Source organism: Alcaligenes sp. CHO6 (genome assembly GCF_037120595.1).
In the GTDB taxonomy this organism is placed as follows: Bacteria; Pseudomonadota; Gammaproteobacteria; order Burkholderiales; family Burkholderiaceae_B; genus Alcaligenes; species Alcaligenes ammonioxydans.
In genome coordinates, this window is the sequence record NZ_JBANCI010000002.1 from 785,237 (window position 1) to 805,562 (window position 20,326).

Sequence of the window (20,326 nt, forward strand, 5' to 3'; positions counted from 1 at the left end):
TTATTTTTTGCGCTGCAACAAATGCACCGCTTTAACACGTTCTTTGCGGATACGCCCATGACACACTCCTGTCCCCCCCAAGCCCAAGGCTTGTACCTTCCCGCTAATGAACACGACGCCTGCGGCGTCGGATTTATCGCACACATCAAAGGCCAGGCGAGCCACGCCATCATCACCCAAGGCCTCAAAATCCTGGAAAACCTTGATCACCGCGGCGCAGTCGGCGCAGACCCTCTGATGGGCGACGGTGCAGGCATTCTGATCCAGATCCCCGACCAGTTGTACCGCGAAGAAATGGCCGCCCAGGGCGTGACCCTGCCGCCCCCCGGCGAATATGGCGTTGCCATGGTGTTTCTACCCAAGGAAACCGCGTCCCGCCTGGCCTGTGAGCAGGAGTTGGAGCGGGCCGTACGTGCTGAAGGCCAACACATGCTGGGCTGGCGCGATGTCCCGGTGGACAGCACCATGCCCATGTCGCCGACCGTCAAGGCTAACGAGCCGGTGATTCGCCAGTTGTTTATCGGCCGCGGTCCGGATGTGATGGTGCCGGACGCACTGGAGCGCAAGCTGTATGTGATCCGCAAGACCGCCAGCCATGCCATCTACCGCATGGCCCTGGCCCACGGCCAGGAATATTTTGTGGCCTCCGCCTCGGTGCGTACCATCGTCTACAAAGGCTTGCTGCTCGCCGACCAGGTGGGCCGCTATTATCGCGATCTGGCCGACCCTCGTGCCTGCTCCGCCCTGGCCCTGGTACACCAGCGCTTTTCCACCAATACCTTCCCGGCCTGGCCTCTGGCTCACCCGTACCGCCTGATCGCCCACAATGGCGAGATCAACACGGTTCAAGGCAACTTCAACTGGCTGCGTGCCCGTGAAGGTGCCATGGAATCGGCCGTGCTGGGCTCGGATCTGCAAAAACTCTACCCCATCGTCTACGAAGGCCAGTCGGATACCGCCACCTTCGACAACTGTCTGGAGCTGCTGGTCATGGCTGGCTACTCCCTGCCGCACGCCATGATGATCATGATGCCCGAGGCCTGGGAGCAGCATGCCGAGATGGACGAGAGCCGTCGTGCCTTTTACGAGTACTACGCCGCCCAGATGGAACCGTGGGATGGCCCTGCGGCCATTGCCTTTACCGACGGTCTGCAAATCGGCGCGCTGCTCGATCGCAATGGCCTGCGTCCAGCCCGCTACGTCATCACGGATGACGACATGATTGTGCTGGCCTCCGAAGCCGGTACGCTGCCTATTCCCGAGCATCGCATTGTCAAGAAATGGCGCCTGCAGCCGGGCAAAATGCTGCTGATCGATCTGGAGCAGGGCCGCATTATTGACGATGCCGAAATCAAGTCCCAGTTAGCCAATACGCACCCCTACAAGCAGTGGATTGAACGACTGCGACTGCGCCTGGATTCCCTGCCCAACGTGCCCGGCGTGCGTCCCCAACTGGCGACCCGCGACCTGCTGGATCAGCAACAGGCCTTTGGCTGGACCCAGGAGGACATCAAAGTCGTGTTGTTGCCCATGGCCAGCAAGGGCGAAGAGGCAACCGGCTCCATGGGCAACGATGCGCCCCTGGCCGTGTTATCGGACAAGGCCAAACCCTTCTACAACTACTTCCGGCAACTATTTGCCCAGGTCACCAACCCACCGATCGACCCGATTCGTGAGCAAATGGTGATGTCGCTGGTCTCCTTCATTGGCCCCAAACCCAATTTGCTGGACATCAACAACGTCAACCCGCCGCTGCGTCTGGAAGTATCCCAGCCCGTGCTCAGTCCGGCTGACATGAACCAGATCCGGCGCATTGAAGCGGCCAGCAATGGCAAGTTCCGTAGTCAGGAGCTGGATATCATCTACCCCAGCGCCTGGGGACCAGAGGGCATTGAAGCCAGTGTGGCTGCGCTGTGCGCCCGGGCAGCCGATGCCGTGCGTGACGGCTACAACATCCTGATTCTGACGGATCGCCGCTGCGACGCCGAACATGTGGCCATCCCTGCCCTGCTGGCGACCTCGGCCATCCATCAACACCTGATCCGTATCGGTCTGCGTACCCGCACCGGTCTGGTCGTGGAAACCGGCTCGGCCCGCGAAGTACATCACTTTGCGCTGCTGGGTGCCTATGGCGCCGAAGCCATGCACCCCTGGCTGGCTTTTGAAAGCCTGCAACATCTGGCCCAGGACCCAGTCAACCAGATTGATGCTTCTCAAGCCGAGAGCTACTACATCAAGGCGATCAACAAGGGGCTGTACAAGGTCATGTCCAAAATGGGCATCTCCACCTACATGTCCTACACCGGAGCCCAGATTTTCGAGACTATCGGTCTGTCGCGGACACTGGTAGACAAATACTTTGTGGGCACCTCCTGTCCGGTAGAAGGGATTGATATTTTCACGGTCGCCGAAGAAGCGCTGCGCCAGCATCGCGCCGCCTACAGCAAAGACCCCGTGCTGGAAAACCAGCTGGAAGCCGGTGGCGAGTATGCCGTGCGTGTGCGGGGCGAAGCCCATATGTGGACGGCCGACACCATCGCCAAGCTGCAACACGCCACCCGCAGCCAGAACTACAGCACCTACAAGGAATACGCCCAGCTCATCAACGAGCAAAGCCGCCGTCACATGACACTGCGCGGCTTGTTCGAGCTGCGTCTGGACCCGGCCAAGGCCATTCCCCTGGACGAAGTCGAGCCCGCCAGTGAAATCGTCAAACGTTTTGCAACCGGGGCCATGTCGCTGGGCTCGATCTCCACCGAGGCCCACGCCGTGCTGGCCGTGGCCATGAACCGGATCGGCGGCAAATCCAATACGGGTGAAGGTGGCGAGGATGAACTGCGCTATCAACACGAAATGCAGCATGGCAAAAGTGGCATCCGCCAAGGTGACACGCTGGCCAGCGTATTGGGCCAGGACCGGGTCTATGCCGATATCGAACTGCAGGAAAACGATTCGCTACGCTCACGCATCAAGCAGGTTGCGTCCGGCCGTTTTGGCGTATCAGCCCAGTATCTGTGCAGCGCCGATCAGATCCAGATCAAAATGGCCCAAGGGGCCAAGCCCGGTGAAGGCGGGCAGTTGCCTGGCCATAAAGTGTCCGAGTACATCGCCAAGCTACGTTACTCGGTACCCGGTGTCGGCCTGATTTCGCCTCCACCTCATCACGATATTTACTCCATTGAAGATTTGGCCCAGCTGATTCACGACCTGAAAAACGTGAACCCGCAGGCAGACATCTCCGTGAAGCTGGTATCCAAGGTCGGCGTGGGCACGGTGGCGGCCGGGGTTGCCAAAGCCAAGGCCGATCACATTGTGATTGCCGGTCACGACGGCGGCACCGGTGCCTCGCCGCTGTCCTCCATCAAACATGCCGGCACCCCTTGGGAACTGGGCCTGGCTGAAACCCAGCAGACTCTGCTGCTGAACCGCTTGCGCAGCCGCATCCGCGTGCAAGCCGACGGCCAGATGAAGACCGGCCGCGATGTGGTAATCGGCGCGCTGCTGGGGGCTGACGAGTTTGGCTTTGCCACGGCTCCGCTGGTGGTGGAAGGCTGCATCATGATGCGCAAATGCCACCTGAATACCTGTCCGGTAGGTGTGGCCACCCAAGACCCCGTTTTGCGCCGCAAATTCAAAGGCAAGCCCGAGCACGTGGTGAACTACTTTTTCTTCGTTGCCGAAGAAGTGCGTGAACTGATGGCCAAGCTGGGTGTGCGCCGCTTTGACGATCTGATCGGTCGCAGCGACTGGCTGGATATGCGCAGCGGCATCGAGCACTGGAAAGCCCAGGGTCTGGACTTCTCGCGTCTGCTGCACAAAGTTGAAAACGAGGAGTCGCCCCGTCAGATCGCCACCCAGGATCATGACCTGGAACACACGCTGGATCGCCAACTGATCGAGCGCAGCGCCGTCACCCTGAACCACGGTACGCCACTGTCCTTCATTACCCCGGTACGCAACCGCAACCGCAGTGTGGGCGCCATGCTCTCGGGCGTGTTCACCAAGAAGTACGGCCATCAGGGCCTGCCTGACGACAGCCTGCACATTCAGTGCAAAGGCACGGCGGGCCAGAGCTTTGGCGCTTTCCTGGCACAGGGCATCACCCTGGATCTGGTGGGCGAGGCCAATGACTACGTAGGCAAGGGCTTGTCCGGTGGACGCATTATCGTGCGCTCGCCCAACGACTTTCGTGGTTACGGTCCGGATCACATCATCGTGGGCAACACCGTCCTGTACGGCGCCCTGGCCGGTACGGCTTACTTTAATGGCGTCGCTGGCGAGCGCTTTGCCGTCCGCAATTCCGGTGCCAGTGCCGTCGTGGAAGGGGTAGGCGATCACGGCTGCGAATACATGACCGGCGGCACCGTGGTGGTGCTGGGCGAAGTGGGACGCAACTTTGCTGCCGGCATGTCCGGGGGCGTGGCCTATGTGTGGGACCCGCAACGTCGTCTGCAACTACGCTGCAACCCGGGCATGGTGGATCTGGAGCCAGTCCTGAGCAAGGCCGAGCAAGAAATGAACAGCAGCATGACCCAATGGCACAGCCGCAGCGCCCAGAGCGAGCGTCAGACCGACGATGCCATCTTGCAAACGCTGGTCCAGGAACACTTCAAGGCCACGGGCAGCTTCCAGGCCCGCGAATTGCTGAAAGACTGGGACAGCGCCCGCGCACAGTTCGTCAAGGTCATTCCACGCGAATACCGTCGTGCCCTGAGCGAATTGTGGCAAAGCCCGTCAACGGGCAAGGCAACCCCCAAAAGCAGTAAAACCCGCCGTTCGGCTTCGGCCTGAACCCTTCCCATCACCATCAGGAAACGACACATCATGGGAAAGACGACTGGATTTCTTGAGTTTCAACGTCTGCAAGAAGCCGTGGAAGCTCCTTTAAAGCGGGTCAAGCACTGGAAAGAGTTTGTCCAGGTATTGAATGACGAGCAGGCCGGCCAGCAGGCGGCCCGCTGCATGGATTGCGGTGTGCCCTTCTGCCACAACGGCTGCCCGGTCAACAACATCATTCCCGACTGGAATGATCTGGTGTACCGCCAGCAGTGGAAAGAAGCGCTGGACGTGCTGCACTCCACCAACAACTTTCCGGAAATTACCGGCCGCATCTGCCCCGCTCCCTGCGAGGCCGCCTGTACCTTGAATATTGACCGCGTCCCGGTCGGTATCAAATCCATTGAACACGCCATTATCGACAAAGGCTGGGCAGAAGGCTGGGTGGTTCCCCAAGTGCCCACCCAAAAAACCGGCAAACGCGTCGCTGTCATCGGTTCCGGCCCAGCGGGGCTGGCCTGTGCCCAACAATTGGCGCGCGTAGGCCACGACGTGACGGTGTACGAAAAAAGCGACCGGATTGGAGGCCTGATGCGCTACGGCATTCCCGATTTCAAGCTGGAGAAACACCTGCTGGATCGTCGTATCGCACAAATGCAGGCCGAGGGCGTGCAATTTTCCCCCTCTACCTACATTGGCCAGGCGCAGGACCAAGCTGCCCAGGAGCCCGGCCTGACCGTGCTATCACCCTCCGAACTGGAACAGCGATTTGATGCCATTGTCCTGGCAGGCGGCTCGGAAACCCCGCGCCTGCTGGACGCACCCGGCAGCCAACTGCAAGGTGTGCATCCTGCCATGGACTTTCTGCGCATCCAGAACCAGCAGGTGGCCGGTTCGCGCGGCGCCCCTGCCATCAGTGCTCAAGGAAAGCATGTGGTGGTCATTGGTGGTGGCGATACCGGCTCGGACTGCGTCGGCACCAGCACACGACAGGGCGCAAAATCCGTCACCCAATTTGAACTGATGCCCCGGCCGCCCGAGCAGGAAAACACGGAACTGACTTGGCCCTACTGGCCCATGAAGCTGCGTACCTCCTCCTCTCACGAGGAAGGCTGCGAGCGCGACTGGGCCATCAACACCGTCGAGTTGCAAGGCAAAAACGGCCATGTCAAAGAACTGCGCGCCGTGCGCGTGGAATGGAAAACCGACCCATCGACAGGCCGCATAAGCATGAACCCTATCGCTGGCTCCGAAATGACCTTCCCAGCCGATCTGGTCTTGCTGGCCATGGGCTTTACCGCGCCCGTGCGGCAAGTGCTGGACGCCTTCGCCGTAGAAGCCGACCAGCGCGGTAATGTTGCGGCCAACACCGACAACTACCAAACCAGCCGCGCCAAAGTCTTTGCCGCCGGCGACATGCGACGCGGCCAGTCCCTGATCGTCTGGGCCATCCGCGAAGGTCGCCAGTGTGCCCGTTCCGTAGACGAGTTCCTGATGGGAAGTTCCACACTGCCCCGCTAAGTCCTCGTGGCAGCGCCAGCAAGCAAACAGCCAGCCGCGAAAAACGGTTGGCTGTTTGTCTTTGAGCGAATGGGCCCTGCCCGTTAACAACGCGAAGCGACATGCGACGCGGCCAGCCCCTGATCATCTGGGCCATCCGCGAACGTCGCCAGTGTGCCCGTTCCGTCGATGAGTTCCTGATGGGAAGTTCCACACTGCCCCGCTAAGTCCTCGTGGCAGCGCCAGCAAGCAAACAGCCAGCCGCGAGAAACGGTTGGCTGTTTGCCTTTGAGCGAATGAGCCCTGCTCGTTAACAATGCGAAGCGACATGCAACGCGGCCAGCCCCTGATCATCTGGGCCATCCGCGAACGTCGCCAGTGTGCCCGTTCCGTAGACGAGTTCCTGATGGGAAGTTCGACACTGCACCGCTAAGTCCTCTTGGCAGCGCCAGCAAGCAAACAGCCAGCCGCGAGAAACGGTTGGCTGTTTGTCTTTGAGCGAATGGGCCCTGCCCGTTAACAACGCAAAGCGACGTTACAGGATCTTATGTGCCGTTTGCCGTTTGCCGTTTGCCGTTTGCCGTTTGCCGTTTGCCGTTTGCCGTTTGCCGTTTGCCGTTTGCCGTTTGCCGTTTGCAATCAGCCTACAGGCTATCGATCCACAGTCACTAGCTCTAGCCGTGAAACGGCAGATTAAAGACAACACCGCGGGAGCTTATTGGCGGTTGGCGGTTGGCGGCCACCATTCTGAAGTCCTTGCTGGCGGGGGACGGGATTGGAGCAATCAGGGAGCTTGCCGCCGTCTGAGGCTGTCGTAGGGATGCAAGCGCCTTGCTGTTTGAGTTCGGCGCTTGTGGTTTGTCCGGGGGACAAACCACCGAACGAGTTCAAGGAGCGCCCTACGACAGGCTCAGACAAGGGTACCGGTGCGCAGCACCGGCAGGCTTCCGCTCCACCCCCGTCCCCCGCCAGCAAGGACTGCCGCAAGGAAGCCCCCAACGAAAACGATCCAAACCAACCCAAACCAAGCCACCACAACCCTCTGATTCCAAACAACATTCATCAGAAATCTAGGGTTTTCCCTTAAAAACCACAAGCCACCCCACCCCCTAGGGTTTACCCTTGCTTAAAAACTAGGGAAAACCCTATAATGAGGATTCGTAACTTAGACCTTCACCTTAAAGGGAAAGCAAATGTCTACCATGACCACTTACTCGCACTACATCCACTGGAGTGATGCTGTTGAGCGTGGGGTAATGCAGCACGCCCTGGAAAATGGTGAATCCGTGTCTTTAACTGCACTGACCAAAGCAGCGGCCAAACAAGTTTCCAAAGCCGCAAACGTGGTGTTCAAGTACATGGTCGAACTGACCCGCGCCTTGAACGAAGCCCGCATCCGTGATTCCCGCATGTCGGCCAGCTACTGGTAAGCCACGCATCACCGTCGTACCGCTCAAGCAAAACACCGCTTGATGTTGAAAAGCCTGCTGATTTAGCAGGCTTTTGTTTTTTCTGCGCCTGCCAAACCCGCGTTTCCGACAGCGCACCCTGACGCACAGCCCAAGATCTTAGATCAACGGGCGTCAGCACCTCACGGCTTGTCCCCCAAGAAAGAGACTGGCTTTTACAAAGGCAATACCACTTCTGATGATGTAAACCATGCAAAAGGCCCGCAAAAGCGGGCCTGCAGGACAACCCAGCCCCCAAGTCCAGACCGAGAACCCAAGCGTTCTCAATCAAGGCAAAGCGCTCAAGACTTGTTCAACAAGTTCTTCAACATATCCAGGCGCTGCTTGGGACTCAAGGCCGCCTGCGCCGGATCTTCCTGCGCACCGGGGTCTTCGATCTTCATCTCATCAATAAAGCGGGAGCGCTCGCGCACCAGATTCTCACGCGCACGTCTACGTTTCTTGCACCAGCTCAAGCGCAAGCTACGCTGTGCACGGGTAATGCCCACATACATCAGACGCCGTTCTTCCTGAATACGCTGGGCCAGAATATCTGCTTCTTTATCCGGGTCTATATCCTCGTCATCGCGCCCGATGTGCGGCAGCAGCCCTTCTTCCACCCCCACCAAAAACACATGCGGATACTCCAGCCCCTTGGAAGCATGAAGCGTGGACAATTTGACCGCATCCGGGTCATCGTCCTCACCGCGTTCCAGCATGGTGATCAGGGCGACGCGCTGCACCAGATCATTCAAACTAAGCTCATCGTCTGCCGCTTTGGACTTCAACCAGGTAATCAGCTCCAGCACGTTTTCCCAACGGGTCTGCGCAGGGCGTTCGTCGAACATATCGTAGAGATAGCGCTCGTAATCGATGGCTCGCAGCAGTTCGTCCAGCAGCTCGCTGACAGCCGTGTCATGTCCTTCCTGCTCGCTTTCTACCCGATCAGCTCGTTGCTGAATACGCCCAATAAACTGCGCAAACACGCGTAAAGGCTCCAACTGCCGCTCGGGCAAGCGATCTGTCAGCGCAAGTGGTGAGACGGCCGCAAACAAAGACAGCTTTTGTTCTGCCGCAAACTGACCCAGCACCTGCAACGTGGCTTGCCCTATCCCCCGACGCGGAGTGGTGGCCGCCCGGATGAATGCCGGGTCATCATCCTCGTTAGCCACAATGCGCAAGTACGACAGAATGTCGCGAATCTCGGCCTTGTCGAAAAAGCTTTGCCCGCCGGAGATGGTGTAAGGAATACGCAAATTACGCAGCGCCTGCTCAAAGATCCGGGCCTGGTGGTTGCCGCGGTACAGCACCGCAAAATCACGCCATTCGGCCTGACGCTCGAAGCGCTCTGCCGAGATACGCATGGCCACCGAGTCGGCCTCATGCTGCTCGTCGTCTGTGACATGAACCTGAATGGGCTCACCAAAACCCAGATCGGACCACAGTTTTTTTCCGAACACGACCGGATTGTTGCCAATGACATTATTGGCTGCCTGTAAGATTCGCTGCACGGAGCGATAGTTCTGCTCCAGTTTGATGACTTTCAGCTCGGGATAATCCTTAGGCAACTGCGCCAGATTCTCCACGGTAGCGCCGCGCCAGGCATAGATCGCCTGATCGTCATCGCCGACCACTGTAAACATGTTGCGCTGCCCTGTCAGGGAGCGCACCAACTGATACTGACAAAGATTGGTGTCCTGATACTCGTCCACCAGCAGATACTGCACTCGGCGCTGCCAACGTTCGCACACTTCCTGATTGTCTTGCATCAATTGCGCAGGCAAGCGAATCAGGTCATCAAAATCCACCGACTGATAGGCAATCAAGGTGGCCGCATAGTCTCGGTAAATGCGGGCCGCTTCTATCTGGCTGGGTGAGTTCGCGGCACGCTCTGCCTGGTCAGGCCCCATCAAGGCGTTCTTCCACAAGGAGATCTCTTGTTGCACGGATCTGAGGCGCCCTTTGTCCGTGGTGGCCAACAGCTCCTGAATAATCGCCAGGGCATCATTCGCGTCCAGAATGGAAAAGCGCGGCTTCAAACCCACGTGCTGAGCCTCCTCACGCAGCATGCGCAGGCCCAGAGAGTGGAACGTGCTGACGGTCAACCCCCGCAGCAGCTTGGGGTCCACCAAGGCGCGAATACGCTCGTTCATTTCACGTGCGGCTTTATTGGTGAAAGTCAGCGCCACCACTTGGCGGCCGGTATATCCACACTCGCGCAGCAAATAGGCGATTTTCTGCGTGATTACTCGTGTTTTGCCACTCCCTGCCCCAGCCAGCACCAGACAGGGCCCATCCATATACAACACAGCCTGACGTTGCATGGCGTTCAGGTCAGTGGGGACGGTATGGCCTGGTGTAGTGACGGAGGTAGTCATGGTGGAATCAGTGAGTACTAGGCAAGAAAACGAGGCTCAAGGCCAAACAACAAGCAGCGCTAAAGGTGACATCCCGGCCAGTCCGAGTACGGTTTGATGCAAAACGACAGGCTGGCTCAGAAAGACAGCGGCGGCAAGGTACAACGGCATGACAGCATGCGGTACCGCCGCATAGCGCACAAGGATACACCCTGCTGTACCCGAGACGCTCCTACTGTCTCTCTACATACCTGAGCCTGTGGAACCTTAAATCTCGAGGGGGTCGACCTCAATCGTAATGCGCACCTTGTGCTGTTTGGCCAGTTGCGCAACCTGTGGCCCCCAGTAGCGCACAAAGGCCTGCAAAGCCGGACGATGAGCGCTTTCCAGCAGCAACTGGGCACGCTCGACCTTGGCAACGCGCAATACGCGCAACGGCACTGGATCGTACAGGAAAACCTGATCCGCACCGGGAAATTCATTGGGGTGGTCTTCGGGCAGGCGACGCGCCTGGGTCAACAAACGCAGGGCATCCGCCAACTGTGGCGCCTCGGCTGACAACAGCACCTGATAAGCAAAAGGCGGCAAACCCACGGATTCGCGCTCGCTCAGGGCGCTTTGAGCAAAGCCTATGTAATCGTGCCTGATCAAACTCTGGTAGACAGCCTGCTCCGGGTAGCCCGTCTGGATAATGACATCCGCCCCTTCCGTGTGACGGCCAGCCCGACCCGCAACCTGCATTAACTGAGCAAACAAACGTTCTGGCGCCCGAAAATCATGTGCAAACAGCGTGGCATCGGCATTGAGTACACCGACTACGCTCAGACGCGTGAAGTCATGACCTTTGGCCACCATTTGCGTGCCCACCATAATGTCCACTTCGCCCGCATGCACCTGCTCGAACAATTGTTGCGCACTGCCCTTCAAGCGGGTGCTGTCGGCATCGATACGCACCAGTCTCGCATTGGGAAAACGCTCGCCCAGAAACTCTTCGATCCGTTGCGTGCCACGACCCATGGGTTGCAGGTCCTGATCGCCACAATCGGGGCAGGCACGTGGCACTGGGGCCTGATAGCCGCAGTGATGACATTGCAAATTGTGCTTGAAGCCATTTTGCCTATGGAGCACGGTATAAACCGTACAACGGGGGCATTGGGACAGCCAGCCACAGGACGCACAATGCAGCACAGGTGCGTAGCCCCGCCGGTTAATGAAAACCAGCGACTGTTCACCACGCTCCAGACAAGCTTCCAGGGCATCCAACAGTTGCGGCGAAAAACCGGACTCCAGACGCAAATGCCGGGTATCGACCAGCCGTACCCGCGGCAGGGAAACCTCACGCGCCCGTTTGGGCAGACTCAAGAGACGATAACGCCCTTGCCGGGCGTGATTCCAGCTTTCCAGCGAAGGGGTCGCTGAACCCAGCACCACCGGTACTTTCAGGTCATAACCACGCCATACGGCCAAGTCCCGCGCGGAGTAACGCAGGCCATCTTGCTGCTTGTAAGAAGCGTCGTGCTCCTCATCCACGATAATCAGGCCCAGCTCAGGCATGGGGGTAAAGATGGACAACCGTGTTCCCAGCAGAATACGCGCCTGACCACTATTGACGCGCAACCAAGAACGCAGCCGTTCACCTTCGGACAGGCCACTATGCAGGACAGCCAGCACATCGCCCGGTAAGACGCGCGCCAAACGGGCGCGCAGGACTTGCTCGAACTGGGGCGTCAGATTGATTTCAGGCACCATAAACAAGACCTGCCGGCCTGCAGCCAACGCGTGTTCCAGCACCCGCATATAGACTTCGGTTTTACCGCTACCCGTTACCCCGTGCAGCAAGATGCAGCTACCGGGTTTGGCGGCCACAATGCCATCCACCGCAGCTTGCTGTTCGGCATTGAGCACAGGCAGGACATCGCTGTCCACCGGTTCCACCTTCTTTTCCTTGCGCTTGGCCATGCGCAGTACTGGCCCCCCTGCAGACCGCTTGCCCAGATAGGCGGAGGGTTTGCGCAAGGGCCCCGGCAAGGATGGCATCATGACCTCACCCAGAGGACGGTGGTAATAGGTAGACGCAAAGCGCGCCATCCGCAACCAGTCCTCCGGGAAAGGAGGCAAGTCATCCAGCAGTTGATCAATCGCTTTGACCTGCTCGGGCGGGTAGGAAGGTTGCTCGGGCAACGCCACCACAACGCCTATCATCTGCCGCCGCCCAAAATGCACAATCACCCGTTGTCCAACCTGCACAGGCTCATGGTGCTGATAGTCAAACACCCCCTCAAGGGGAACGTCCAGGGCTACATGCAGCCAGAAAGGCCCGGTGCTTGCCGATGCAGAAATAGCGTCTGGGGTGGCGGTCATGGATGGTGTTTCAAAAAAGGGCTGGCCGGGCTGAAAGCCTGATAAGTCAAGAGCTTAGCAGCCTGTGGATAACTTTGGGGAAAATGACATGAACAAAAAATACAAAGAAGCAAGCACAGATACAATTTAATTTTCAATATCTCTGGAATAAAGATAAAACCTAGAGATATCAAACAATTAAAATCAGGTATTGAAATCGAACCTTAAATAGCAAGGCCTCAACACTGAGTCGGACTGTGTGTATAACTTTGCGCACAAGCTGTCTCAGCTTGTGCGCAATAAGGATCAAACGCTGTGATGGCGACGGCTGTAGGAATGCACTTCATCCACCAGAATGCCCACGGCTTCCGGATCGGTAAAACGCGAGATGCCATGACCGAAGTTGAACACGTGGCCGCCCTGGCCCACGGGACCGAAGTCATCGATCACACGGCGGGCTTCCCGGCGAATGGCCTCTTCACCCCCGAACATGGTCATGGGATCCAGATTGCCTTGCAGGGCCAGTTTGTCGCCGATACGAGCACGGGCTCGGGACAGATTCACTGTCCAGTCTACGCCCATGGCATCCGCACCACAGCCCGCGATATCTTCCAGCCACATGCCACCGCCCTTGGTAAAGACAATGACGGGAACGCGCTGGCCATCGTGCTCGCGAATCAGGCCATCGACCACCTTGCGGGTATAGGCCAGGGAAAACTCCTGGAACAGGGAGTCGGACAGCACGCCGCCCCAGCTGTCGAACAGCATCACAGCCTGTGCACCGGCGCGTATCTGATTGTTTAGATATTCGCAGGTGGTTTGGGCGTTGATTTCCAGCATGCGGTGCATCAGGTCCGGACGCTGATACATCATGCTTTTTACCAGGCGGTAGTCATCCGAGCCCTGGCCTTCAACCATGTAGCAGGCGATTGTCCAGGGACTGCCGGCAAAACCGATCAGCGGCACCTTGCCGTCCAGCTCCTTGCGGATCAGCGAGACCGCGTCAAACACGTATTGCAGCTTGCCCATGTCCGGCGCTTCCAGTGCCATGACGTCGGCCTCGTTGCGCACGGGACGCGCAAAGCGTGGGCCTTCACCGGCGACGAAATCCAGACCCAGGCCCATGGCGTGTGGCACGGTCAGGATGTCCGAAAACAGAATGGCGGCATCCAGATCGAAACGGCGCAAGGGCTGCAAGGTGACTTCGCACGCAAATTCGGGATTCTGAGCCAGTTGCATGAAGGAGCCAGCCTGGGCACGGGTGGCATTGTATTCAGGCAAATAACGCCCGGCCTGACGCATCAGCCAGATGGGGGTGTAGGGCACAGGTTCGCGCAACAGCGAGCGCAGGAAAACATCGTTTTTTAATTGAGGTAAAGACACGGCAATCCCTATTGAAAAATGCCTGTTAATTTTAACCATCGTGTTCGTCGTCTGGGCTTGACGCGGATCGAAAGCGTGCCGCATCGATATGGTGCTTGCGCATCAGTGCCCAGAAAGCACGCCGGTGCTTTTGCGCGGAGCGGGCTGCCATGGCGATATTACCGCGATGGCGATCAAGGGCGGCATGGATGTAAGCCTGCTCGAAGCGGGCCACTATCCGTCCCTTGGCAACTTTGAAAGACTCCTGGCTGCAGGCATAGCGCGAGGCTACCGCAGCGGCATAGGCTTCCAGCGTCGTCCCCTCCTGTTGCAAGATCGTTTGCGACAGGCGCTGCTCCGTTGGGCCGGGGTGCAGGACCAGATCCTGGTTTTCCTGCACCCTATAGTGTATCCGACCGGACAGTCCCGGTTCATTCAAAGCATGGGATGAGGACTGCAAACGCTGGCGATGGATGCGGGCACGTAGATCGTCCAGGCATAAAGGCTCGCGCACATAGTCGGCCAGGCCCAGCTCCAGCAGGTCTGTCAAGGCGGCAGCCTTGATGGTGGCACGCACCAGGCCAAAGACCGGCACCGGCAGGTGCCCTCGGGCCGCAGACAAGGCGCGGCGCACGTGGATCAGGGTGGCCGCTTCGATCGGTATCAGACAGGCGTCAAATCGCAACAGCAAGGCGGCTGAGCGGCGTAAAAACAGGTAGTCCTGATCGGGGCAGGTGGCCGGCGGGGCCTGCAACAGGTGCAATTGCAAACGCTCGCAAGGGGGAATGATGGCCTGCAAATTGCGGGCCCAGTCAGGATGGGTGTGCAACAAAGCGCAATCGAGGTGTAGACGCATAAAACTGTCCTTGAGAAGCTGGGCGTACCCCACGGGTCGCCTCAAGATCGTGAGCTTCTAGAATAGGAATCCGACCCGTTTGCGATAAGTCGGACTTGCGCCTACGTAGCTATACTTAATCCCCGCACAGACGGCTGCGACGCCACTCACTGGGGGACACGCCGTAGCGGCGGCGAAACGCGTGGCTGAACACCGCCGCGTCGGAAAAACCCATCTGCCAGGCCAGCTCACTGATCTGCCGACCCGGCTTGCCATCGAGCAGCAATTGACAGGCGCGCTCCAGGCGGGCAGCCATGATGTAATCGGCGGGCGCCTGCCCGCACAATTCAAACAGCTTGTAGAGATAACGCCGCGAAATGCGGAACTGCAGCGCCAGAGACTGCGCATTCAATCCCGCATCCCCCAGATGGTCCTGCACATACTGTTGAATTTGCAGCAACTGGCCACGCCGCACCTCGTCCAGGGCGGACTCGCTGGGCACCGGGCGTCCGTCGGCCAGGCTCAGCGCCATCATGCGAATCACGGTCTGAGACAGTTCGCTCAAGGCCGAGGGTGACAAATGCCCGCGCTCTTGCAAACCCAGCCGCAGCATATCCATGGCAATCCGGGCGGGGCCTGTGGTGGCGGAAAAGGAACGGGCCACCGCATCGCTCAGCCAGGGTAGCCAAGGCAGCAGGCGCTCCTCCTCAAACTGCAGGACCAGAAAATGGGATTGATCCTGCACGGCGACTTCATAGGGGCGGGTGGTGTCATAAATGCCCCACTGCCCGGCATGCAATATAGCGCTGCGATCATCCTGTTCAATCTGGCTGCTGCCGCTGATCTGCAAGGTGACCTTGTAAAGAGCCTGCTCGGAACGGCTGGCCAGGGCCTGAGTGCGCCGCACACGCTGCGCACTGGTACACAGCTCCATGACATCGACCGAACCCATGCGATCGCTTGCCGCACGGTTGGAAAAGCCCCGACGCGAGTCGGGCTGTACCTCCAGGGGCACAAAGTACGCGCACACCACTTCCTGCCAAGCGGCAAGGCTCTTGAAAGAGGCAGAGGGAGTGCGCAATAACATGGACATTGCCTGGGGGGGCCCTTGCGGCCAACGCTAATGATCGGGATGAGGGCATGACATGCCCCCTTTTCTTATAGCCCTAAAAAATCCAAGCGTCTACGGACGTTAACCCGCTGTTTCAGCGTTCCATGGAACCGTACAGGTAAGGAGCAGGCTCCAGACCCATGCGGTTCATTTTGGCGGTCAACGCTGTACGCGCCTTGAGCACATCGTCAAAGCGTTGCGCTCGTGAAGCCCCCACCTCGGCAGAGGTAAAAGGCCGGTATTCGGGCGTGATGTCTTCCGGGCTGAACTTGGCCACGATCCAGTTCAGCACACGCGCCAAGTCGGCATTGTCCAATTGCGACTGCGACGCGCCGGGCACCCGTATCATGTATTCCCGCCCCGCCGGCAAACGCGTGAACAGGCCGATAGAGCGGTTGAAATCCGGAATCCCACGATGCGTCAAGCCTTGACCGTCATAGCGATGGCAGCCCGCGCATTGCAGCATATAGTCTTTAAAAGCCTGGGAGCTTTGCAAGTAATCGCCCGTTCCGGCCATCTCTTCCTGGGCCTGAGCCCAAGGCGTGAACGCCAGGAGTACGGCGCCCAAACAGGCCAGGCGCAACGATGTCCACACAGTGATGCCTCCTTCGTGGAGCGGACGCCTTCCAGGCCGCCGCTCACCATGCTCAAGCCCAAGAACGAGCCCACACCCGGCAAAGAAGCGACCCAAAGATCCCTTCTTGCAGAGCGTGGGCACGCTGGCGGCTTGTTTTAGTTTTTCGCCAAACCCACCAACACCGATGTCGTGCAATGGAACGTACTGTTCTCGTTTGCCATGCACCAGTTGACATCGTTATGCAGGAAGAACTCGTAGCCGGGGCGCTCGCGGGTCTGCGTGTTGCACTGGCAGCGCCCGCAGGCGGTCTTGCCGCAGCAGTCGTGGTAGCTGATCAGATAGTCCTTGCCATCATGCGGGTTGTGGCAGGTGCCAATCCACGAAATGGGCGAAGGCGTTGATCCTGGCGGGCAGGTGGTGGTTGTGCCACCGCAGCACGAACACAGGAACCCGTCCACCGCGCAGTGACGCCAGTAGTCGCAGGAGTTCACCTCGTCTTCATTGGCCAGATCGGGATTCAAACTGAGGTGATCCGCAGCACTGCTGTTGCTACCGCCGCCCGCAGCGCGGGCCACAGGCAGGACCGGCAGCACAAAGGCCGAACCGACCATTAACTTGCCCACCGAGCGCAGCACGCTGCGACGCGAAGTCTTGTGGGCCACAGAACGGGAGAGACTCTCCCCAAATTTATCCAGCCAACGCATTGACGTTCTCCTTTCGTGATACCTGCACTTGCTTCATGCCCGAGTCGCCGGCCAAGTATTCTTGCGCCGAGGCCACGCCCAGGTCTTTGGCGGTAAACAGGCTTTCGAGCTGTTCACGCGAATTGACCAGTCCCTTGCCGCGCACCACACCCTGCTCGTCGATCAGAACCGCATAGGGCAGCTTGCTGATCTGAAAACCCATGCCCAACTGGGTGGACAGAACGTAGGGGAAGGCATCCAGTTGCGCTTTCTGGTAGAACGCCAGGTGCTCGGGCATCTCACCATCACTGGCCAGCACAATATCGACCCACTGGCCCTCCGAACCCTGAATGGACTTCAGAATCGGCAGGAGCTTCTTGCATACCGGGCAGGTGGGGGACATGAAGAAAATCAGTTGGCTGCGCGGGCCGGCCACCCCGACCGAGACTGCTCGACCACGCAGGTCCTGCAGCTCCATCACCGGGGCAGCATCACCCACTTGCGGCCCCTTGTCCATGGTCAGCGCCCCCATGGGAGCGACCCGTTCGTACAACACGCCGATCTGGCGCGACAGGGCAAGTACCACCAGCACCAGGGCCAGTACGATTACCCACAAAATGACATTGGAAATCAGTAAAGCGGTCATTGAGGTCTCCTAGGAATTCTGCATTTTCTGAAATTTCAGATGGGATTCGATCAGTTGGTTGGCCGCGTAATACAGCCCCAACAAGGCCAAGGTGGTACCAAAGAACGTCAAGCCGTCCACCCAGACCAGCTCACGGGCACCATCACTCGCCCAATCACCACTGACCAGCGCCAGCGCAGCCAGCACGGCATTGCGCGCCACCAGCCACCAGGACAGGCCGCCGGAAGACTCACCCAGGCCCGAGCAGCCGCAATCCACATCGCGACGGCCACGCAGCAGGTTCAGCACAATCCCGCTGGTGGCGACCAGCAACACGCATAGAGCCAGCACCGCCCCCAGCGAACGACTGGCCGGCCACAACAGCAAGGGCGTACTCAGGGCTTCGGCGGCCACAAACAACACACTGAACGGACGCACCAGGGCTTCGGGCAACAGGCGGTAGGCGCCCACGGCAGCCTCAAACAAGCTGAAGTGGCGCAGTTTGTCCAGGGCGCCCAGCCCCATCAGCACAGCCAGACACGCCAGGCTGGCATAGGTCAGGACGGGGTCCATATCAAGCCCCTCCCACCGGGTGGAACTGAACCTGCAAAGAGGCTTCTGCCGCGCCTTCAATGGTGCGCAAGAGCTTGGGTTCAGCTTGGCTGATGTCGTAGACATTCACATTGCCACCGTCCAGCGTCAGCATCAGATCGCGTTGCTGATCGATGGTCATGGACAAGGCATCCCGACCAGGAATACGGGCGATCCGCTTTTTGGTCTTGGTGTCCAGAACCCAGATCTCGGCGGCAGGGAACTTATGGGTGCCCTCTTTGCCATCGGGGTGCATGAACACGTACATACGGCCGCTGGCACGGTGCAGGCCCACCAGGTTGTAGCCGCCAGGCACCCAGTTACCCGCCTTGTCCTCGTCGTCCAGCATGGACCAGGGGCCCTCTACCTTGACCTCATCTCCACTGAAATCGGCGCTGTAGAGATTGCCGTAATAGGAGACGAAATAGGCTTTGTCCTTATCCAGGGCCGGGGCGATGAAGACTGGATCATCCTTCACGGAGAACATGGGCTTGCTGCGCGACTGGCTGGCCACCTTGCCGTTCTCGTCCAGATTGATGGTCAGCAAGCCGCCATCGCCGCAAATGGTCATGAAACTGCGTGGCCGGTTAGGCTGGGGGATCACGCTCCAGCACCCGGCAGCGGCAGTCACGTCCTCCACATAATCGCCTTTGGCCACATCGACAATACCAATCGAGGTCGCTGGCGAGGCATTTTGCAGCACGATGAACTTGCCATCCGTGGTCTGACGGAACAGGCCATCGTAGTTCAGGCCCTGCACGCGCTTGGGCGGCAAAGCGATCTCTTTTTCAAAGGTCAGCTTGTCGGCATCCCAGACCTCCACCACGTCCGAACGCTTACCGCGGGTAATACGCTCGTGGTAGGTCGTCATGGTGTAGATTTTCTTGCCATCATTGGACAACTGCACATGACCGTTAAAGGCCGTTGGCACCATGCCCAGGAATTTGCCCGTGGTGTAGTCATACACATGGACACGGCTTTCGGTCAGGTGCATGAACACCGAGTCCATGACATAGATACGATTTTCCTGCGGGGCAGACACACTGTGCCCGCCTGTCAGAACCTCGCGCGGCTTATCCTGGGCTTGCGCGCCACCGCCCAGCGCCAGCAAGCCCAGCAAAGCGGCGGCAGTCGATACTTTAAATTTAGACTTCATTGGATGTCTCTCCTCATGGGCGTCCACGCTGTCAGAACGCATAGGCATAACGGAATTGCAGGCCGCGCATACGCGGGCCATTTTCGACTTTCAAATCATGGATGTATTGCAGTTGCACCTGATGGGCATCCGTCAACTGATGGGTGATCTCGGCTGCAAGTTGATGGTTGCGCGCCCGCGTGACGGTGGTTTGCCCATTGACCCGCTCGCGACCGCCCGTTTCGTAGCGGTAGCGCAAACCCACATACGTTTTCTCAGTCAAGTTGGTGGACACCAACGCCATCAAGCGGATTGCCGTGTCTTTTTTCAGGGTCTGGCCGTAGTAGTTCTTGTTATTGCCAAAGAATTCAAACTCCGCCACGCCCTCCACAAACGAGGATTCCCCGAAACCTTTGACGATTGCAAAATCCTGTACGGTGCTCCAGCGGTTCTTGCCGGCAGACACATCGGCCTGCGAGCCGTGGTAGCGACCCGTCGGTGCGGTAATGAAGGGCTCCCAGGCAAACCAGAATCGATTGTCAGGATCGTTGTGCAGCCAGACCGCGGCACCGGCGGTCACATCGCCAATACCAGTCAGGCGGTCACGCGGCGCTCCGGGCACATCCAAGGTGGTGCGCAAGCCAGGCACAATCAGCTCATACTGCACCGTTTTACCGGCCAGTTCGCGATAGTGCATCTGGCGGTAAACCATGCCTTGCACACTCAGTTTGGGGCTGTCTGCCAGACGGGCGCCCTGATCGTAAAACCCGTGAGATTTCAGCCCCATCATGTAAACGGCCAGAACATTGGTCCCTACTGGAGCAGGAATCCAGTCCCGTGCGCTGGGGTCCCCGGCAAAGGCGGCCCCGACACTGACGCCGCTCAAGGCCAAGGCCAGAGCGGTACGCTGCACGATTGCAATCATTATTGTTGTCTCCTCAAGAAGGCGCGAACGGTATCGTTATTGTGTTCGCGCCCGTGTACTG

At 58.8% G+C, this 20,326-nt stretch carries 16 protein-coding genes; 5 read left to right on the plus strand and 11 right to left on the minus strand.

Going from position 1 to position 20,326, the window contains the following annotated elements; genetic code table 11:
- The first annotated feature begins 57 nt into the window (after nt 1-57).
- The 5 genes from V6936_RS11625 to V6936_RS11645 all read left to right on the plus strand — a co-directional run bounded on the left by V6936_RS11625 (nt 58) and on the right by V6936_RS11645 (nt 7,706).
- The gene (locus tag V6936_RS11625) at nt 58-4,791 is read left to right on the plus strand and encodes a glutamate synthase-related protein (protein WP_336579922.1); all 4,734 of its coding nucleotides are present in this window, start codon (nt 58-60) and stop codon (nt 4,789-4,791) included.
- Nucleotides 4,792-4,824: 33 nt separating this feature from the next.
- On the plus strand, nt 4,825-6,297 hold the full coding sequence (locus V6936_RS11630) for a glutamate synthase subunit beta (RefSeq protein WP_003804328.1): 1,473 nt from the start codon (nt 4,825-4,827) through the stop codon (nt 6,295-6,297).
- Between the two features lie 101 nt (nt 6,298-6,398).
- Entirely contained in the window at nt 6,399-6,503 is a 105-nt protein-coding gene (locus V6936_RS11635) for a hypothetical protein (RefSeq protein WP_003804329.1), read from the plus strand.
- A gap of 101 nt (nt 6,504-6,604) precedes the next feature.
- Nucleotides 6,605-6,709: a hypothetical protein gene (locus tag V6936_RS11640; RefSeq protein ID WP_003804331.1), complete on the plus strand. Its 105-nt coding sequence runs from the start codon at nt 6,605-6,607 to the stop codon at nt 6,707-6,709.
- Between the two features lie 760 nt (nt 6,710-7,469).
- Nucleotides 7,470-7,706 (plus strand): hypothetical protein, encoded by a 237-nt coding sequence (locus V6936_RS11645; RefSeq protein ID WP_022983381.1) that lies wholly within the window; start codon nt 7,470-7,472, stop codon nt 7,704-7,706.
- A gap of 320 nt (nt 7,707-8,026) precedes the next feature.
- Here V6936_RS11645 and V6936_RS11650 read toward each other — a convergent pair whose 3' ends face one another.
- The 11 genes from V6936_RS11650 to V6936_RS11700 all read right to left on the minus strand — a co-directional run bounded on the left by V6936_RS11650 (nt 8,027) and on the right by V6936_RS11700 (nt 20,265).
- Nucleotides 8,027-10,102 (minus strand): UvrD-helicase domain-containing protein, encoded by a 2,076-nt coding sequence (locus V6936_RS11650; RefSeq protein ID WP_059318490.1) that lies wholly within the window; start codon nt 10,100-10,102, stop codon nt 8,027-8,029.
- Between the two features lie 246 nt (nt 10,103-10,348).
- Nucleotides 10,349-12,442: a primosomal protein N' gene (locus V6936_RS11655; protein ID WP_003804335.1), complete on the minus strand. Its 2,094-nt coding sequence runs from the start codon at nt 12,440-12,442 to the stop codon at nt 10,349-10,351.
- Nucleotides 12,443-12,727: 285 nt separating this feature from the next.
- Nucleotides 12,728-13,804 (minus strand): uroporphyrinogen decarboxylase, encoded by a 1,077-nt coding sequence (hemE, locus tag V6936_RS11660; RefSeq protein WP_003804336.1) that lies wholly within the window; start codon nt 13,802-13,804, stop codon nt 12,728-12,730.
- Between the two features lie 31 nt (nt 13,805-13,835).
- The gene (locus V6936_RS11665) at nt 13,836-14,639 is read right to left on the minus strand and encodes a hypothetical protein (RefSeq protein ID WP_003804338.1); all 804 of its coding nucleotides are present in this window, start codon (nt 14,637-14,639) and stop codon (nt 13,836-13,838) included.
- A 115-nt stretch (nt 14,640-14,754) separates the two neighbouring features.
- On the minus strand, nt 14,755-15,705 hold the full coding sequence (locus V6936_RS11670; protein WP_003804340.1) for a helix-turn-helix domain-containing protein: 951 nt from the start codon (nt 15,703-15,705) through the stop codon (nt 14,755-14,757).
- 118 nt (nt 15,706-15,823) lie between these two features.
- Nucleotides 15,824-16,324 carry a hypothetical protein gene (locus V6936_RS11675; RefSeq protein WP_003804341.1) on the minus strand — a complete coding sequence of 167 codons (501 nt, stop codon included), beginning with the start codon at nt 16,322-16,324 and terminating at the stop codon, nt 15,824-15,826.
- A 137-nt stretch (nt 16,325-16,461) separates the two neighbouring features.
- Nucleotides 16,462-17,010 (minus strand): methylamine dehydrogenase light chain, encoded by a 549-nt coding sequence (locus V6936_RS11680; protein WP_003804342.1) that lies wholly within the window; start codon nt 17,008-17,010, stop codon nt 16,462-16,464.
- Entirely contained in the window at nt 16,994-17,635 is a 642-nt protein-coding gene (gene mauD, locus V6936_RS11685) for a methylamine dehydrogenase accessory protein MauD (RefSeq protein WP_003804344.1), read from the minus strand. The genes V6936_RS11680 and mauD overlap by 17 nt, the downstream gene beginning before the upstream one ends.
- A gap of 9 nt (nt 17,636-17,644) precedes the next feature.
- Nucleotides 17,645-18,187, minus strand: a complete 543-nt coding sequence (locus V6936_RS11690; protein ID WP_003804345.1) for a MauE/DoxX family redox-associated membrane protein — start codon at nt 18,185-18,187, stop codon at nt 17,645-17,647.
- Nucleotide 18,188: 1 nt separating this feature from the next.
- Entirely contained in the window at nt 18,189-19,361 is a 1,173-nt protein-coding gene (locus V6936_RS11695) for an amine dehydrogenase large subunit (RefSeq protein ID WP_003804346.1), read from the minus strand.
- Between the two features lie 31 nt (nt 19,362-19,392).
- Nucleotides 19,393-20,265 carry a transporter gene (locus tag V6936_RS11700; protein WP_003804348.1) on the minus strand — a complete coding sequence of 291 codons (873 nt, stop codon included), beginning with the start codon at nt 20,263-20,265 and terminating at the stop codon, nt 19,393-19,395.
- Nucleotides 20,266-20,326 lie beyond the last annotated feature (61 nt).

What these genes read in the sequence shown, in the direction of transcription:
- V6936_RS11625 (WP_336579922.1), top strand. Translation starts at nt 58, where the DNA reads ATGACACACTCCTGTCCCCCCCAAGCCCAAGGCTTGTACCTTCCCGCT.
- V6936_RS11630 (WP_003804328.1), top strand. Translation starts at nt 4,825, where the DNA reads ATGGGAAAGACGACTGGATTTCTTGAGTTTCAACGTCTGCAAGAAGCC.
- V6936_RS11635 (WP_003804329.1), top strand. Translation starts at nt 6,399, where the DNA reads ATGCGACGCGGCCAGCCCCTGATCATCTGGGCCATCCGCGAACGTCGC.
- V6936_RS11640 (WP_003804331.1), top strand. Translation starts at nt 6,605, where the DNA reads ATGCAACGCGGCCAGCCCCTGATCATCTGGGCCATCCGCGAACGTCGC.
- V6936_RS11645 (WP_022983381.1), top strand. Translation starts at nt 7,470, where the DNA reads ATGTCTACCATGACCACTTACTCGCACTACATCCACTGGAGTGATGCT.
- V6936_RS11650 (WP_059318490.1), bottom strand. Translation starts at nt 10,102, where the DNA reads ATGACTACCTCCGTCACTACACCAGGCCATACCGTCCCCACTGACCTG.
- V6936_RS11655 (WP_003804335.1), bottom strand. Translation starts at nt 12,442, where the DNA reads ATGACCGCCACCCCAGACGCTATTTCTGCATCGGCAAGCACCGGGCCT.
- V6936_RS11665 (WP_003804338.1), bottom strand. Translation starts at nt 14,639, where the DNA reads ATGCGTCTACACCTCGATTGCGCTTTGTTGCACACCCATCCTGACTGG.
- V6936_RS11670 (WP_003804340.1), bottom strand. Translation starts at nt 15,705, where the DNA reads ATGTTATTGCGCACTCCCTCTGCCTCTTTCAAGAGCCTTGCCGCTTGG.
- V6936_RS11680 (WP_003804342.1), bottom strand. Translation starts at nt 17,010, where the DNA reads ATGCGTTGGCTGGATAAATTTGGGGAGAGTCTCTCCCGTTCTGTGGCC.
- mauD (WP_003804344.1), bottom strand. Translation starts at nt 17,635, where the DNA reads ATGACCGCTTTACTGATTTCCAATGTCATTTTGTGGGTAATCGTACTG.
- V6936_RS11690 (WP_003804345.1), bottom strand. Translation starts at nt 18,187, where the DNA reads ATGGACCCCGTCCTGACCTATGCCAGCCTGGCGTGTCTGGCTGTGCTG.
- V6936_RS11695 (WP_003804346.1), bottom strand. Translation starts at nt 19,361, where the DNA reads ATGAAGTCTAAATTTAAAGTATCGACTGCCGCCGCTTTGCTGGGCTTG.
- V6936_RS11700 (WP_003804348.1), bottom strand. Translation starts at nt 20,265, where the DNA reads ATGATTGCAATCGTGCAGCGTACCGCTCTGGCCTTGGCCTTGAGCGGC.